Consider the following 15,174-nt stretch of genomic DNA (forward strand, 5'->3'; position numbering starts at 1 on the left):
ATTAGGCGCTCTGGTTTCCTTCCATTTGCGTTTTGTACATATCGTAATAACGCCCACGCTTTTTCATTAGTTCATCATGAGAGCCTTTTTCTAAAATTGTTCCTCTATCAAGTACAATAATTTGATCTGCGCTTTTAATTGTGGAAAGACGGTGAGCGATAATAAATGTCGTTCTTCCTTTTTTCACAACTTCTAACGCTTGTTGGATCATCGCCTCTGTTTCTGTATCAATACTAGACGTTGCTTCATCTAAAATTAAAATGGCTGGGTCAAAAGCGAGTGCCCTAGCAAACGAAATAAGCTGACGTTCTCCAGTGGAAAGCGTGCTTCCCTTTTCTGTAATTTCTTCATTTATATTGTTCGCAAACCGTTCCGCACCAACATCACGCAATGCTTTTACGATGCGCTCTTTTGAAATTTTTTCGTTCTCTAAGCTTACATTAGAAGCGACCGTCCCGCTAAATAAAAACGGATCTTGCAGTACGATTCCCATATGTTCACGCGTTGCTTGTTTCGGCATCGCTTTTACATCGTGACCATCAATCGTAAGCTTCCCTTTTTCAAACTCATAAAACTGGAAGAGTACATTCATAATGGAACTTTTTCCTGATCCAGTATGACCGACAAGTGCCACTGTCTCGCCTTGTTTCGCTTCAAAAGAAATATTTTTTAGTACTTCATCTTTTCCATTATAAGAAAACGACACATTATCAAACTTTACATTTCCTTGTAAGCGAGGCATACGTTCCTCTTCTACTGCTTCCCCTTTTTCCTCTAACAATTCAAAAACACGTTCTGATGCAACACGCGATTGTTCCAAGTTAGCAAGCTGATTTACCATATTTGTAATTGGTGAGAACAATCGTGTTAAATAATCAACGAACGCATATAGTATCCCTAGAGAAATGACGCCTGAAGCACTTAATGAAGCGCCACCGAAGTACCAAATCACACCTGTGAAAGCTATATTTCTTAATACAGACACTAAATTATGAGAAGTTGCTGCATTTAAATTCAAAATTTTATTTTGATATTTAAAATAATCGCCATTTAATTCTTCAAACTCTTTTTTCGTTTCACGCTCTTGACGGAACGCTTGAATAATTGGCATACCTTGAATGGATTCATTAACTGTTCCATTAATATCAGATAAACGTGAACGCATTTTATGGTTGTATACAGATGCATACTTTCTATAAAGAATCGCCCACACAATTAAAATCGGGATGATAAGTAAACATAACGTCGCCAATTTTACATCGAGTAAAAATAGCGCAGCGAATATCCCGATAATATAAATGATACTAGAAACGAATGTCGCCAGTACCGTTACGTATAAATCACGAATGGCTTCCGTATCATTCGTAACACGTGATACAATTTTCCCTGCTGGTAAATGATCGAAATAACGAATCGGCAACGTTTGAATATGAGAAAAGACATCTTCCCTCATAATTTGAATAATTTTGTTCGCTGCCTTCTGTAGGAAAAATTGCTTTCCGTATGCAAATAATGAAACGACTACTAATAAAGCGAAGTAGCCACCACCAAGTAATAATAGGGGGTTTATTTCTGGTTTATAAAAAGCAAACACTTCTTCTTTCGTTAATGCTTTCGCTTTATACACTTGCACCGCCTTACCATTTTGAACGGTAATCATATCACCTTTTACAGTACGTGACCCTTCAGCATTCACTTTATTTGGCACAAAGTAATATTGAAAACCGACCTGCATTACGCGTACTTCTTTTCCTTTTTTCTCACCTTCCTGGAAGCGATCACTTCGCTTATAAAAGGCGCCATTATACGAAACAGCCTCTTCACTCTTTTCTGTTTCATACCAAGGTTTCTCTATCCCGACGATATGATCGTCAATCATCGTTTTCGCGACGAAAGGACCAGCAAGTTCTGCGATGACGAAAATAAATAACATTAGCATCGCTGCAAAAATCGTCCCTTTTACTTTCATCGCATATTGAAACAATCGTTTTGATACGCTCATATTTTCACCCCACTATCCGCACTTTCACTTTCCCCTTGTTGTCTTTCAAACTGCTCCGCATACCAGCCTCCGCTTTGAATAAGCTGTTCATGCGTACCTTCTTCCATTACTTCACCTTCATCCATAACGAGAATCCAATCCGCGTGTTGTACGGCAGATAAACGGTGCGTCGTAATAATCGTCGTCTTTCCGCTTCTTTCTGTTCTTATATTCTCGATGATCGCTGCTTCCGTACGAGCATCAACAGCTGATAAAGAATCGTCCAAAATTAAAATTTCCGGATTTTGAATAACAGCTCGCGCAATTGAAATCCTTTGTTTTTGCCCTCCTGATAAAGAAACACCCTTCTCTCCGACGAGCGTTTCTAACCCTTCTGGTAAAAACTCTAAATCCTTTGTAAACGCCGCAATTTCAATCGCTTTCTCGAGTTCTTCTTCCGTCGCTTCTCGGTTTCCAAATAAAATATTTTCCCTCGCTGTTTTGGAGAACAAAATATGTTCCTGAGGTACATACCCAATCCACCCGAGTACATTTTCATTCGTTATTTTATCTAACGTCACATCAGAGACTGCAATATCCCCATCTCCAAGCGGATATTGACGAAGAAGCTGACGTACGAGCGTCGTTTTTCCGCTTCCTGTTTTTCCAACAACCCCAAGCGTTTCCCCTTGTTTTAATGTAAACGAAACCTTTTTCAAATTTTCTCCAGTCGATGAAGGATATGAAAAGGAAACATCCTCAAACTGAATATAGTCCGGCTCTTGTACAAGCTTTGGATTTTTCGGATTCTTGACATCTGGTTCATACGCTAACGTTTCATTCACACGGTCTAATGATGCATTTCCTCTTTGCATAACATTAATTAATTCGCCAATTGCAAACATCGGCCAAATCATCATCCCTAAATACACGTTAAATGAAACGAGTTCGCCAAGTGTTACCTTTGATTGAAATACAAGATACGCGCCGTACACTAAACCAATTAAATAACTAAGACCGACAAGCATTTTCACAGTCGGCTGGAATAATGCATCGATTCTTGCTACCTTCATATTTTTTTCGTAGACGTCATCTCCTAACTGATGAAACCTTCCCTCATCTGCATTCTCTTGTACGTATGCACGAATAACGCGCACGCCAGCGATCGATTCAAGTACTTTATCATTCATATCTCCGAATGCATCTTGCGCAACGGTAAATCTCTCATGCAATTTCTTTCCATATATGTTCATCGCATACGCCATAATCGGAAGCGGTATAAGCGCCGCAAATGTAAGCTCCCAACTGATTGTAAATCCCATCATAAAGACAATCGTAAGCATATATAAACTCGAATCCACGAGCGTTAATATACCGAAACCAGCTGTCATAGCAATTGCTTTTAAATCATTTGTCGCTCTCGCCATTAAATCACCCGTACGATTTTTATGATAAAACGTCGGTGTCATTTTAAGTAAGTGCCCCATAAATTTGGAGCGCATCGTCTTCTCCAGTACGAATGCTCCCCCAAACAGCTGATGTTGCCAAACGAAAGTAAGACCATATCCAATTACCGTAACCCCTATTAAAATAAGAATAAATTGTATAATCGCCGCATTCGTTAACGTTCCTGTTTTTATATTATCAATCGTAACCCCTAACACTTTCGGGGGAATGACTTCAACTATATTTACAATTAAAAGAGCTCCAATGGCGATACTATATCTCTTCCAATGCTCTTTAAAAAACCATTTTAACTTTAGTAATACTGATAACAATGTAACCTCTCCCCTCTCGTTCTCGTTTCACTCCCATTTCTTTATCCACTATCTAGACCCATCACATTTACATTTCGTAACCCATACAATCTCATCACATTTTTCCACCTTCCAAAGTTTTTTATCGGAACCAAACAAGGGAAAATAAACAAAAAAAAAGCATACCGCCGCTTGACGATATGCACAAAAATGCATAAAAGCGTACGTTACGATATACGCAACATACGCTTTTCATAAGACAAAGATGCCCTATATATCCGTACGGGTTGCGTAATGATATGAATGTTTTCTGCCATTTAACAGAGCTAAGCCCATTACATTTACGATTACAATCATTACGCACACCCCCTTCATTTATTTTCCATTTATAATCTTACAACTTTATTGAGTATTCTGTCAATTATTTTTTTTGCAAACCGAATAAAAATATACGCTACATCATTTTGAAATAAGGGAATATTCTGTAAGAAAGGGCATACAAAACAAAAAAAGAATAAGAAATCGTTTTCACAAACATTTCATTTGAAAAATGTTATCAAACACCCTACAATCACCTTATACTCACTCTTACAAGTTGCTATTTTAGGAGGACTAATCATGACAACTAGCAATACGTACAAATTTTATTTAAACGGAGAATGGAGAGAAAGCTCTTCAGGAGAAACAATCGAAATTCCATCTCCATACTTACACGAAGTAATTGGACAAGTACAAGCAATTACTCGCGGAGAAGTAGATGAAGCAATTGCATCTGCAAAAGAAGCTCAAAAATCATGGGCGGAAGCTTCTCTACAAGATCGCGCAAAATATTTATATAAATGGGCTGATGAGCTCGTAAATATGCAAGATGAAATTGCCGATATCATTATGAAAGAAGTCGGTAAAGGATATAAAGATGCGAAGAAAGAAGTTGTTCGTACAGCTGATTTCATTCGTTACACAATTGAAGAAGCTCTTCATATGCACGGAGAAAGCATGATGGGCGATAGCTTCCCTGGCGGAACGAAATCGAAACTTGCGATCATCCAACGCGCACCACTTGGTGTTGTATTAGCAATCGCACCATTTAACTACCCAGTAAACTTATCTGCTGCAAAACTTGCACCAGCATTAATTATGGGTAACGCTGTTATTTTCAAACCAGCAACTCAAGGTGCAATTAGCGGTATTAAAATGGTTGAAGCACTTCATAAAGCTGGCCTTCCAAAAGGTCTTGTAAACGTAGCTACAGGACGCGGTTCTGTAATTGGTGACTACTTAGTAGAGCACGAAGGTATCAATATGGTATCGTTCACAGGTGGTACAAACACAGGTAAACATTTAGCGAAAAAAGCTGCAATGATTCCACTTGTATTAGAACTTGGTGGTAAAGACCCTGGTATCGTTCGTGAAGATGCTGACTTACAAGATGCTGCAAACCATATCGTAAGCGGTGCATTCTCTTACTCTGGTCAACGTTGTACAGCTATTAAACGTGTACTTGTACACGAAAACGTAGCAGACGAGCTTGTTGGCTTATTAAAAGCGCAAGTAGCTGAGCTATCAGTTGGATCTCCAGAACAAGACAGCACAATCGTTCCATTAATCGACGACAAGTCTGCTGACTTCGTTCAAGGTTTAGTTGATGACGCTGTTGAAAAAGGTGCAACAATTGTTATCGGTAACAAACGTGAGCGTAACTTAATTTATCCAACATTAATCGACCACGTAACAGAAGAAATGAAAGTTGCTTGGGAAGAGCCATTCGGCCCAATCCTTCCAATCATCCGTGTTTCTTCAGATGAGCAAGCAATTGAGATTGCTAACAAATCAGAGTTCGGTCTGCAAGCAAGTGTCTTCACAAAAGACATTAACAAAGCATTTGCAATTGCTAACAAAATCGAAACTGGTTCTGTTCAAATTAACGGACGCACAGAGCGCGGCCCTGACCACTTCCCATTCATCGGTGTAAAAGGTTCAGGTATGGGCGCACAAGGTATTCGTAAGAGCCTTGAGTCTATGACACGTGAAAAAGTAACTGTATTAAACTTAGTTTAATCCTATATGTAGAAGCTGATCTAGTTTTAGATCAGCTTCTTTTTATATCAAATAATTATCCATTCCTAATCACAAACTCTTCTCTATAATCTGATTATTACTATATCCATTGACGTATAAAAATTCATTTGTTACTCTTAAAGACGTTAATTTAATATTTAAATCCTCATTCGTATCTCGGTGAGGTAGAGGTTGCAATCATTAAGAGTATCGTTTCAGGAGATGTAGTGGCATTGATGAAGGAATGAGAAAGGAATGATTGCCGAAGTAAGTCGTGTCCACCATGCACGCTTGCTGGGTCTGCATTTAATAAGTGCAGAACTGTCACAAACGTTTCGTTTGTGGAGAGCTATCGAGAGGTATGTCGTGGGTTTCTTATAAGATAGAAAGCATGTAGCGGCAAATTACGTGCTTTTTTTGTTTTGTTTGGGACTTCTCTTCTCTACTAAGAAGACATACATATCTCCTCGCTTGACTTGGTTATACTAACTTTGGAGGTATTTTCTATGCAACAAAAAAAATGGGGCTTTTGGGTACTAACAGCTTTCGTTGTCGGTAACATGGTTGGCGCTGGTATTTTCATGGTGCCAAGTACGTTAGCACAAACAGCAAGCCCTCTCGGTGTCACTTTAGCTTGGTTAACAACAGGGTTTGGTGTTTTAATGCTAGCTCTTGTTTTCGGTAATTTAGCAATTCGTCGTCCTGATTTAACGACAGGACCACAAAGTCATGCATATGCTTTATTCTCAACACCAAAAAAGAAAAAAATGGCTGGTTTCAGTATGGTATGGGGATATTGGGTTGCAAACTGGGCAAGTAACGTTGCCATCATTACATCTTTCGCGGGATATTTATCACTCTTCTTCCCAATTATGAAAGATACACGACTACTATTTTCAATCGGTTCTTTTAACATAGAAGTTGGAAAACTAATTACATTTACTATTTGTTCCATCTTACTTTGGGGAACTCATATTATATTAACAAACGGTGTAAGCGGAGCTGGAAAGTTAAACTTCTTAGCAACAACAACGAAAGTAACGGGATTCCTTTTATTCATCGTCGTTACGTTATTTGCATTCGAAGCTTCTAAATTTGGACAATGGTACACACCGATGATCGATAAATCAGGTGTATCACACGGCCTTCTTTCACAAGTAAACTTAGCCGCTCTTACAACGCTTTGGGCATTTATCGGAATTGAATCAGCAGTACTTTTATCAAACCGTGCTACCTCTCCTAAAACAGTAAAACGCGCAACAGTTGCGGGGTTACTTATTACAGTTGCGATTTACTTAGGAATTACAATTTTAACAATGGGTGTACTTCACGTTGATAAATTACAAGCTTCTGAACGTCCATTAGCAGACGCATTGAATGCTGCGATGGGTCATGGCGGCGGGAAACTGATGGCATTACTTGCTCTTACTTCCCTATTCGGTTCTATATTAGGCTGGATTTTATTAAGCTCAGAAGTACCGTATCAAGCAGCAAAAGAAGGTTTCTTCCCTTCCTTCTTCACGAAAACAAATAAAAAAGGAAGTCCAATTTACTCATTACGATTAACAAACATTATGTCGCAAGTGTTCTTATTCTCAACATTATCAGGAACCATTGCGGAAGCTTATACATTCGTTATTACCGTATCAACACTGGCCTACCTCATTCCATATCTCGTTTCACCAATCTTCCAGTTAAAACTAGTCGCTACTGGTGAAACATATAAAAATGAAATGCGGGCAAGAATTACAGATGGCATAGTCGCAGTAATCGCACTTTGCTACGCACTATGGGTTATTAAAACCGGCGCATCCGATATAAAAACGTTCCTTCTCGGAATTGGTTTATTCGTAATCGGATTTGCTTTCTATCCATTAATGAATCGTGATGAGAAAAAAAATAACGAAAAGAAAAACGAGCAAGTTGCGTAACGCAATTTGCTCGTTTTTTCTTTTATAAAACATATATAATAGAAAAAAGAGGTGAAAAACATGTCAATCGAATCACTATGGAGCAGCCGCTTCCAACAACATATGCAAAATATCATTACATACTTTGCACGTATGATTAACGGTTTACTATATAGCTTTATCTTCGTTGTCTGTATAGGTGCTTACTATTACGCAAAGTTTCTTAAGACAGCTCCTTCTAAAGGACTATCTTTATTACTTATTACAATCGTCCTAACAGCGATTATAACGAGATGTCCTATCCGTACATTTATTCAAAAACCTGATGCTGTCTATTTGCTTGCATTAGAAGAGAAACTAACATCTTATTTTAAAAAATCTCTTCTATATAATTACATCATTCAGCTTTTCCCATTATTATTTACGTTCCTTATTCTCGTTCCACTTGCACTGCAATCATTACAATTAACGGTACCTTTCTTATGTACAATCTTTATCGTTTTAATGATTACGAAAGCTTGGAATATATATACACATTGGATGTGGCGTGATAGTTATGAAAAAAGTATATGGCTGATCATCCGTGTTGCTTGTAACGCCCTAATCATTTACATGCTGTTTTACTTGGCACATGTTCTCATATTAGGCGGATTGCTCTTACTACTTGCTTTCCTACTTCTATACACGAAAAAACAGCCTACAAAACGAATACCGTGGGATTACATAATCGAACAAGAAGAAAAAATGAACGTCCGTTTTTATCAATTTGCTAGCATTTTTACCGATGTTCCGCAACTGAATAAGCAAGTAAATAAAAGAAAATGGCTTACAAATTGGATTGAACCTTTATTACATAAAAAACGAGCAACTTTCTTCTATTTACATACACTAGCATTTTTACGCGGGAATGATTATTTCGGTATATATATTCGTTTAGGGTTGATCGGTGCCTTCGCCTTATATTTTATACCAAACATATACGTAAAAGGCGCTATCGCTTACATCGTTCTATATATGATTTCTATGCAGCTCCGTTCCCTGTGGAAATATTTTTCGGGAAATATTATCGTAGCATTATATCCGATTGATACTGAAAAACGAATGAACCAATTTCTTCGCTTAATCTTTATATTACTAAGCATTCAACTCATTGTATTTTCAATTGTTATACTCATTGCTACAGGGCAATTTTTACATAGCCTTATCATTATGATTATTGGATTACTCTGGATCAAATTTATTATTGTACCAAAAACGAAGCAACGCGTTTCTGCGTTTTAACGAAAGGAATTATCTTAAAGCCAAGGAGAAGATAAATTATCTCCTTGGCTTTTTTATTTTTCTTCCTCAAACAAGAATTACTGAAACAACCGATATTTTATGATTTTCACATACAAAAATGATCATACATGTTTACGCCCTAACAAAAAGGGTATGTATTAAAGTAACAGGGCAAAGGAACTGGAGGGAATGAAAAAATATGAATTAAAGTTTCACTTTATAAAAGACATTACCCAAAGATGATTCTGGAACCGATAATATAAGGAGCTGATTGCAATGAGTAAAAAAATTGCTATTTTAATAACGGATTATTTCGAGGATACAGAATACACAGAGCCAGTAGCAGCTTTTAATCAAAAGGGATATGAATTAACAACTATTGAAATGGAAAAAGGTAAAACGGTACACGGTAAACAAGGAAAAAGTGAAGTCGTAATTGATAAAAGTATTGATGATGTTACTCCAGAGAACTTTGATGCCCTCTTCATACCAGGCGGATTTTCCCCAGATATACTTCGTGCAGATGAACGTTTTGTTCGCTTTAGCAAAGCATTTATGGATACGAAAAAACCTGTTTTTGCTATTTGTCACGGCCCCCAATTACTCATCACTGCACAAACACTTGAAGGACGCGATGTGACTGGATATAAATCCATTGCGGTCGATTTGAAAAATGCCGGTGGAAATTTTCATGACAAAGAGGTTGTCGTATGCCAAAATCAGCTAGTAACAAGTAGACAACCAAAGGACATCCCAGCGTTTATTGAAGAATCGTTGCGTATATTAGGATAGTTATTATAGGTTAACCAAAATAGCTAAATAGCTACTTTGGTTAACCTTTTTATTTGTATGAAAAATAAAAAAGAATATCATTTTTAATGACATTTGGATTCACCCCTTTTTCGTCCCAAAATTTCTAATCACTTTTCATAGGCAGTTCTCATATAGTGAAAATGACTACACGATTCCTATCCATAAGTTAAATAATAATTTTACACATATATAGATAAAAAAGATGGGAGCCTAGCTATGAACAATAATCCACCTTCAACGCCCCCAAATCCAACGGAAACGAATAATAATGAAGTGAGCTTACAAACGTTACGCGTCATTGGGCTTATTATACTGATTAGTGGCTACATATTAGTAGCTCTTTCTGAAGTAGGAACGTTAAAAAATCTTTTGCTACAGCCTAGTACCACTCAAAACTTAGCTGAAGTGGATCCATTTTAAAAAGAAAAAACATACCCTTCTTCTTTAAAAAATGTAACAATTGATTCATTCGGCTCGGCAAATTTTGCGAAGTTATGGATACAGCCATCCCCGCATTAAATACGGGAATGGCTGTAATTATTGAATGAATTCTTCTAAATGGTTCTTCAAATTCTCTAAATACTGCTCAATATTCGGATTCTTCACCACATCATAACAAGCAAAACTCTTTAACGAACTCATCCCAAGAAACTTCTGCACGCGATGTAAATGGCTAAGTACTGACTCTAAACTTTCTCCCTCAAAGAACTTCGTCTTATCTCCAAATGCTTTCTCAGGCGCATTCCAAGTTGTGGAAAACATATACTCTTTCTCTTTTAATAAACCCCCTGTTCCATATTCATCAGCACCTTTAAAGAACAAGCCATATTCATATACTTCATCCATATACGTTTTAAATAATCCAGGAACACTAAACCAATAAATTGGTGTTTGATAAATTACAACATCGGCCCATAAAAACTTCTCTTGTTCTTCCTTAATACTGTAGCCATCTTGAATCGTTGTTGTTTTCACATGATGCTTCTCGCTTAATACCGTTACCATATAATCAACTAACGTTCTATTTAAACGTCCTTCTTTCGTACCGTATTTTTCATGTCCATTTATAATGAATATATTTTTCATCGCTTTCTCTCTCCTATATAATTTACTCTTCAGCTATTAACCCAAGTTGCTGTTTCAGTGTAAGATTATCTTCTAAATGCCAGTCTTCCGTGATCTTTCCGTCTTTCACATGTAACATATCAATGGCGAAAAAATTGATTTTCTTATCATTATGCGTTCCTGTAAAAGAAAGACGAGCTGTTACTTTATCACCGACGACTAATAAATCTTCAATCTCGCAATGTATATTAGGAACGACTTTACGAAAATTTTGTGCCGCAAACTTTAATCCTTCCGTTCCTTGTGGTCGCCCTTTCGGCAATGTATTATCGAAAAAATCTTTAGTAACAGTCTGCGGAATAAGTTCCTCCTTACCTGTATCCCAAAATGCATAAAAACGCTGCGCTGCATGAACCATTTCTGTCGCTTCTTTTTTACTTAGTGAGGGATCAATTGTCATTGCTTTTGGCTTTGGCATTTCTTTTAATAACTGGACTTCAGTTTTTTGTTCCCCACTACACGCTACAAGCACAATACACATGAAGAAAAAACTGCAAAATACAAATAACTTTTTCATACTTAGGGTAATCACCTCTCCTTCATACAAACCCTTTTTATTTCGTATTGCTATTGTATATGCATTAACTTCCTTTATGGAAGTAGTGATATTTTTTTCATATAGTTACCAAAAATATAGTTTTGTGATACTATAAAGCAAATTCATTCAAAAAAATTTTATGGAGGCTAGTTCCATGAACAATATAGATCCAGTTGAATTAACGAAAGGTTTACCTGGCATACCTTGTCCTATCGCTAAAACCCTTGATGTAATTCGTACAAAATGGACGTTTTTAATCATTCGCGATCTTCTTATCGAAGGAACATTACGCTTTAGTGATTTACAAAAATCAATGGATGGCATTAGTCCGAAAACATTATCGCTTCGACTAAAAGAACTAGAATCTCAAGGCATTATAACGAGAAAAGTATATCCAGAAGTTCCGCCTCGTGTAGAGTACACATTAACAGATAAAGGAAAGCAATTAGAAGGGATTTTCATTGAATTAAAACGGTTTGGATTAAGTTTATAAAGTGAAAATTTATCGACCCTAGCTCCAATAGCTTGATAAACAAAAAGCCCCTTACCATAACAATGGTAAGGGGCTTACGTAATTCACTACATTACTTCGCAAAACTCTCAGCTAGCTGTTTCTCTCTCCACATAAATGTAATACCGAGACCCACTATTAAAACAACTCCTGAAAATGCATATGGATAATGAATATTCATATCAAATAATATTCCGCCCATCGCTGGTCCTGCGATATTTCCTAAACTCGTATAAGTCGAGTTCATACCAGCAACGAATCCTTGCTCTTTTCCAGCTGCTTTTGATAAAAACGTCGTTAAAGCTGGACGAAGTAAATCAAATGCTAAGAAAATGAAGCAAGTAACGAGAAGTACAATCCAATAATTAAAGACTACAGTTGAAACGAACGCTAATACTGCACCTACAATTAAACATATTTGAATTAACACTTTTTCACCAAACATGTCGACCAATTTGCCAAACATAAAGACTTGCACAACTACCCCAAAGATTGAACTAATTGTAATGATTGCCGCGATATCTTTCGGTGTGAATCCAAACTTATGATCAGAAAACAGACTAAACACAGTTTCATACGCTGATAATCCGAATGCGAGTACAAATACGATAATAAATGCGATTGCATACATTGGATGTAATGATTTCTTTAAATCCCCAATAAAACTTGATTCTTTCGTATTAGAAGAAATCTCTGCAAGCTCTTCTTTCGTTAATGGTTCTTTTAAAATAAAAATCGAAATCACACATGCTACAAAGGCAATTACTGCTGCAACGAAAAACGGCACACGTATACCGTATTCTGCAATAAACCCGCCAATTCCAGGCCCTATAATAAATCCGGTACTAATCGCCGCAGACAAGTATCCCATCGCCTTTGGACGTTCCTGCATAGATGTAATATCAGCAACATATGCCGTAACACCTGGCATAATAAACGCAGCACTAATTCCGCCTAACACCCTCGCTGCATAGAGCATCCATACATCTGTTCCTAATCCAAAAAGCAGCTCTGAAACACCAAAAATAAATAATCCAATGATTATCATTTTCTTCCTACCATAAAGGTCGACCCAGCGACCCGTAATAGGTGAAGCAATAAGCTGAGCCATTGCAAACACTGCAACGAGATAACCCATCGTCTTCCCTGTTAAACCCATATCATTCATAAAGGACGGCATAACCGGAATGATTAATCCAATCCCTAAAAAAGCAATAAATATATTACTCAAAAGAATGACCAATACCATCTTTTGTTCTTTTATCGGTTTCTTCACTTTTTAACACCTCTTCCCGTAAATTCCTCTCAAAAAATAATGCCCAAGAAGCTTTTTCTTTATCCTGCTCTTTGTGGGCTAATAATGAGTGAAGATGCCCCACTCATTAGAATTTCACTCTATCCTTTCACACATACATACGTATTAGGTGAATGACTATCATTCAGTTTTCCTCAAAAATGAACCTACCTTCTCAGACAGGTTCATCTTACTATTTCTTTATATGTAGTGCATGTGTTAAAAAATCTAGTACTTCTGCCTTTTGTAGCTCGACTTGCTCATCATCTTTATGATCATATAAATAGACTTGTTCCGCTGCTGATTCAACAAGAGCAATAAATAACTTCGCTGTTCGCTCCGCGTGAACCGAATTACGAATTTCACCAGCTTCTTTCGCCTCACTTAAAAATTCGCTTAACCACATATAAAGAGGCTCATACACAGCTTCCCATTCTTTTATATGTTCTGTAGATGCAAGACCCGCATACATTAAAGCTTGTATTTCACGATATTCCGCTATAAAGTGAAACACCGCATCTATTACTTGCGTCACTTTACTTGAGAAAGGCGCATCATTTTGCACTTTTTCCTTTACTGCCAATATCATCTTTTCAACCATCACTTCTGCTATTGCAGGCATAACAGATAACTTAGAAGGAAAATATAAATAGAAAGTTCCTTGTGCAATGCCCGCCAATTTCACGATATCAGAAATCTTCGTTTTTTCAACGCCCTTTTCCTGAAACACTTCAATAGCTGCATAGACAATTTTTTCTTTTTTATTCATCATCTAAACCCTTTCAAACGCGTATTGAATGACTGTCACTCATTTTATAAGATAATCGATTGTACTGTCAATGATAGTGAACTCTAAGAGGAAATCATTTTTTAATAATAAAAATCTCCTAATAAATAATTAGGAGATTAAATGTAGTATATCTTTACGAAAGAGCCTTTAATCCTGTCACTCCGCATACAATAAGAGCTACACTAATGATACGTGCTTTACTTTTCGACTCACCAAACAGGAACATATTTAATAACACGGCACCAGCTGTTCCAATACCAATCCAAACCGCATACGCGACACTCACTTGTAAAAATAAGAAAGATGTATACAAGAATGCAAAGGATGTAGCAAATCCACCTATATAAATCGCTCCATTTGCTAACGTCTTATCTTTACTGTACATTTTAAGACCAATCACACCGACTATTTCACTAATTGCAGCACAAAATACGAAAAACCAACCCATCTTTAAGCAGCTCCTTCCACAGTTTCTTCTTTATTATCAGCTAGCTTTAAACCGATAACGCCAGCTACAACCATCACGATAAAGAATAGTTTTCCTACGCTGAAACTTCCGCCGAAAAGGAATACATCCATTAAGAAAGTACCTACAGTACCAGCTCCAGCAAAGATGGCATATACAGTCCCTGTCGCAAGATGTTCGCACGCTTTAGAAAGAAAATAAAAATCAACAGCGATAACTCCTAAAATAATAATCCAATGCCACCAAGTATCGGCTGTATTAAAACCAAACACCCAAAAAATTTCAAAGATACATGTTAATATGACATATAACCAAGCTCTATTTTTCATACCTCTCACCTCTTATGACTGACTATCAGTCATTTCTGTTTTAAAAAAATATTCTCTTTCATCACTACTATATATAAAACAACTATCATCCTCATTTACCATTATATTTGTTCCATTTCCGAGCTAACTATATCCTTCCGCTGAAAAATGACTGAATGTCATTCATAAATATTGTACATGAATATTTTAAAAACTGTCAATACCGAAAGATTATTTAAAATTTCTTTCATCCGATTTGTATATTTCCTAATAATCTGTTAATACTGCTAGTAACATAATATTTTCTCCACTCCCCCTTGGAGAGATCCCTTTAATAGAGCA

General features: G+C 36.9%; 14 protein-coding genes and 1 riboswitch. Of the genes, 6 read left to right on the forward strand and 8 right to left on the reverse strand.

The features are described from left to right. Window position 1: 1 nt before the first annotated feature. Window positions 2–2,002 (reverse strand): ABC transporter ATP-binding protein, encoded by a 2,001-nt coding sequence (locus tag DN393_RS06580; RefSeq protein ID WP_064473847.1) that lies wholly within the window; start codon window positions 2,000–2,002, stop codon window positions 2–4. Then, window positions 1,999–3,759, reverse strand: a complete 1,761-nt coding sequence (locus tag DN393_RS06585; RefSeq protein WP_088047952.1) for an ABC transporter ATP-binding protein — start codon at window positions 3,757–3,759, stop codon at window positions 1,999–2,001. The genes DN393_RS06580 and DN393_RS06585 overlap by 4 nt, the downstream gene beginning before the upstream one ends. Before the next feature lie 597 nt (window positions 3,760–4,356). Between DN393_RS06585 and gapN the strand changes: the two genes are divergently transcribed. The 5 genes from gapN to DN393_RS06615 all read left to right on the forward strand — a co-directional run bounded on the left by gapN (window position 4,357) and on the right by DN393_RS06615 (window position 10,220). After that, the gene (gene gapN / locus DN393_RS06595) at window positions 4,357–5,796 is read left to right on the forward strand and encodes an NADP-dependent glyceraldehyde-3-phosphate dehydrogenase (protein ID WP_000213622.1); all 1,440 of its coding nucleotides are present in this window, start codon (window positions 4,357–4,359) and stop codon (window positions 5,794–5,796) included. A 178-nt stretch (window positions 5,797–5,974) separates the two neighbouring features. Then, window positions 5,975–6,156: riboswitch (Lysine riboswitch) on the forward strand. Between the two features lie 146 nt (window positions 6,157–6,302). Beyond that, window positions 6,303–7,727 (forward strand): amino acid permease, encoded by a 1,425-nt coding sequence (locus tag DN393_RS06600; protein WP_064473849.1) that lies wholly within the window; start codon window positions 6,303–6,305, stop codon window positions 7,725–7,727. Window positions 7,728–7,787: 60 nt separating this feature from the next. Beyond that, entirely contained in the window at window positions 7,788–8,987 is a 1,200-nt protein-coding gene (locus DN393_RS06605; RefSeq protein WP_149173382.1) for an ABC transporter permease, read from the forward strand. Window positions 8,988–9,263: 276 nt separating this feature from the next. Beyond that, window positions 9,264–9,779: a type 1 glutamine amidotransferase domain-containing protein gene (locus tag DN393_RS06610; protein WP_064473851.1), complete on the forward strand. Its 516-nt coding sequence runs from the start codon at window positions 9,264–9,266 to the stop codon at window positions 9,777–9,779. Window positions 9,780–10,016: 237 nt separating this feature from the next. Continuing rightward, complete coding sequence (locus DN393_RS06615; RefSeq protein ID WP_064473852.1) at window positions 10,017–10,220, forward strand: hypothetical protein; 204 nt, start codon at window positions 10,017–10,019, stop codon at window positions 10,218–10,220. Between the two features lie 117 nt (window positions 10,221–10,337). Here DN393_RS06615 and DN393_RS06620 read toward each other — a convergent pair whose 3' ends face one another. Both DN393_RS06620 and DN393_RS06625 read right to left on the reverse strand, forming a co-directional pair. Then, window positions 10,338–10,886, reverse strand: a complete 549-nt coding sequence (locus DN393_RS06620) for an NAD(P)H-dependent oxidoreductase (protein WP_064473853.1) — start codon at window positions 10,884–10,886, stop codon at window positions 10,338–10,340. 22 nt (window positions 10,887–10,908) lie between these two features. Further along, window positions 10,909–11,442 carry an ester cyclase gene (locus DN393_RS06625; protein ID WP_064473854.1) on the reverse strand — a complete coding sequence of 178 codons (534 nt, stop codon included), beginning with the start codon at window positions 11,440–11,442 and terminating at the stop codon, window positions 10,909–10,911. Window positions 11,443–11,617: 175 nt separating this feature from the next. Between DN393_RS06625 and DN393_RS06630 the strand changes: the two genes are divergently transcribed. Further along, a complete protein-coding gene (locus DN393_RS06630) occupies window positions 11,618–11,956 on the forward strand; it encodes a winged helix-turn-helix transcriptional regulator (protein WP_001059468.1) in 339 nt (112 codons plus the stop codon). Between the two features lie 91 nt (window positions 11,957–12,047). Here DN393_RS06630 and DN393_RS06635 read toward each other — a convergent pair whose 3' ends face one another. The 4 genes from DN393_RS06635 to DN393_RS06650 form a co-directional block, all read right to left on the reverse strand. After that, window positions 12,048–13,250 carry an MFS transporter gene (locus DN393_RS06635; protein WP_064473855.1) on the reverse strand — a complete coding sequence of 401 codons (1,203 nt, stop codon included), beginning with the start codon at window positions 13,248–13,250 and terminating at the stop codon, window positions 12,048–12,050. 211 nt (window positions 13,251–13,461) lie between these two features. Beyond that, the gene (locus tag DN393_RS06640; RefSeq protein WP_064473856.1) at window positions 13,462–14,040 is read right to left on the reverse strand and encodes a TetR/AcrR family transcriptional regulator; all 579 of its coding nucleotides are present in this window, start codon (window positions 14,038–14,040) and stop codon (window positions 13,462–13,464) included. Between the two features lie 151 nt (window positions 14,041–14,191). Further along, a complete protein-coding gene (locus tag DN393_RS06645; protein ID WP_000539670.1) occupies window positions 14,192–14,506 on the reverse strand; it encodes a DMT family transporter in 315 nt (104 codons plus the stop codon). Between the two features lie 2 nt (window positions 14,507–14,508). After that, window positions 14,509–14,853 (reverse strand): DMT family transporter, encoded by a 345-nt coding sequence (locus DN393_RS06650; RefSeq protein ID WP_064473857.1) that lies wholly within the window; start codon window positions 14,851–14,853, stop codon window positions 14,509–14,511. Between the last annotated feature and the right edge of the window lie 321 nt (window positions 14,854–15,174).

Source organism: Bacillus sp. BPN334 (assembly GCF_008368885.1).
GTDB classification, from domain to species: domain Bacteria; phylum Bacillota; class Bacilli; order Bacillales; family Bacillaceae_G; genus Bacillus_A; species Bacillus_A wiedmannii.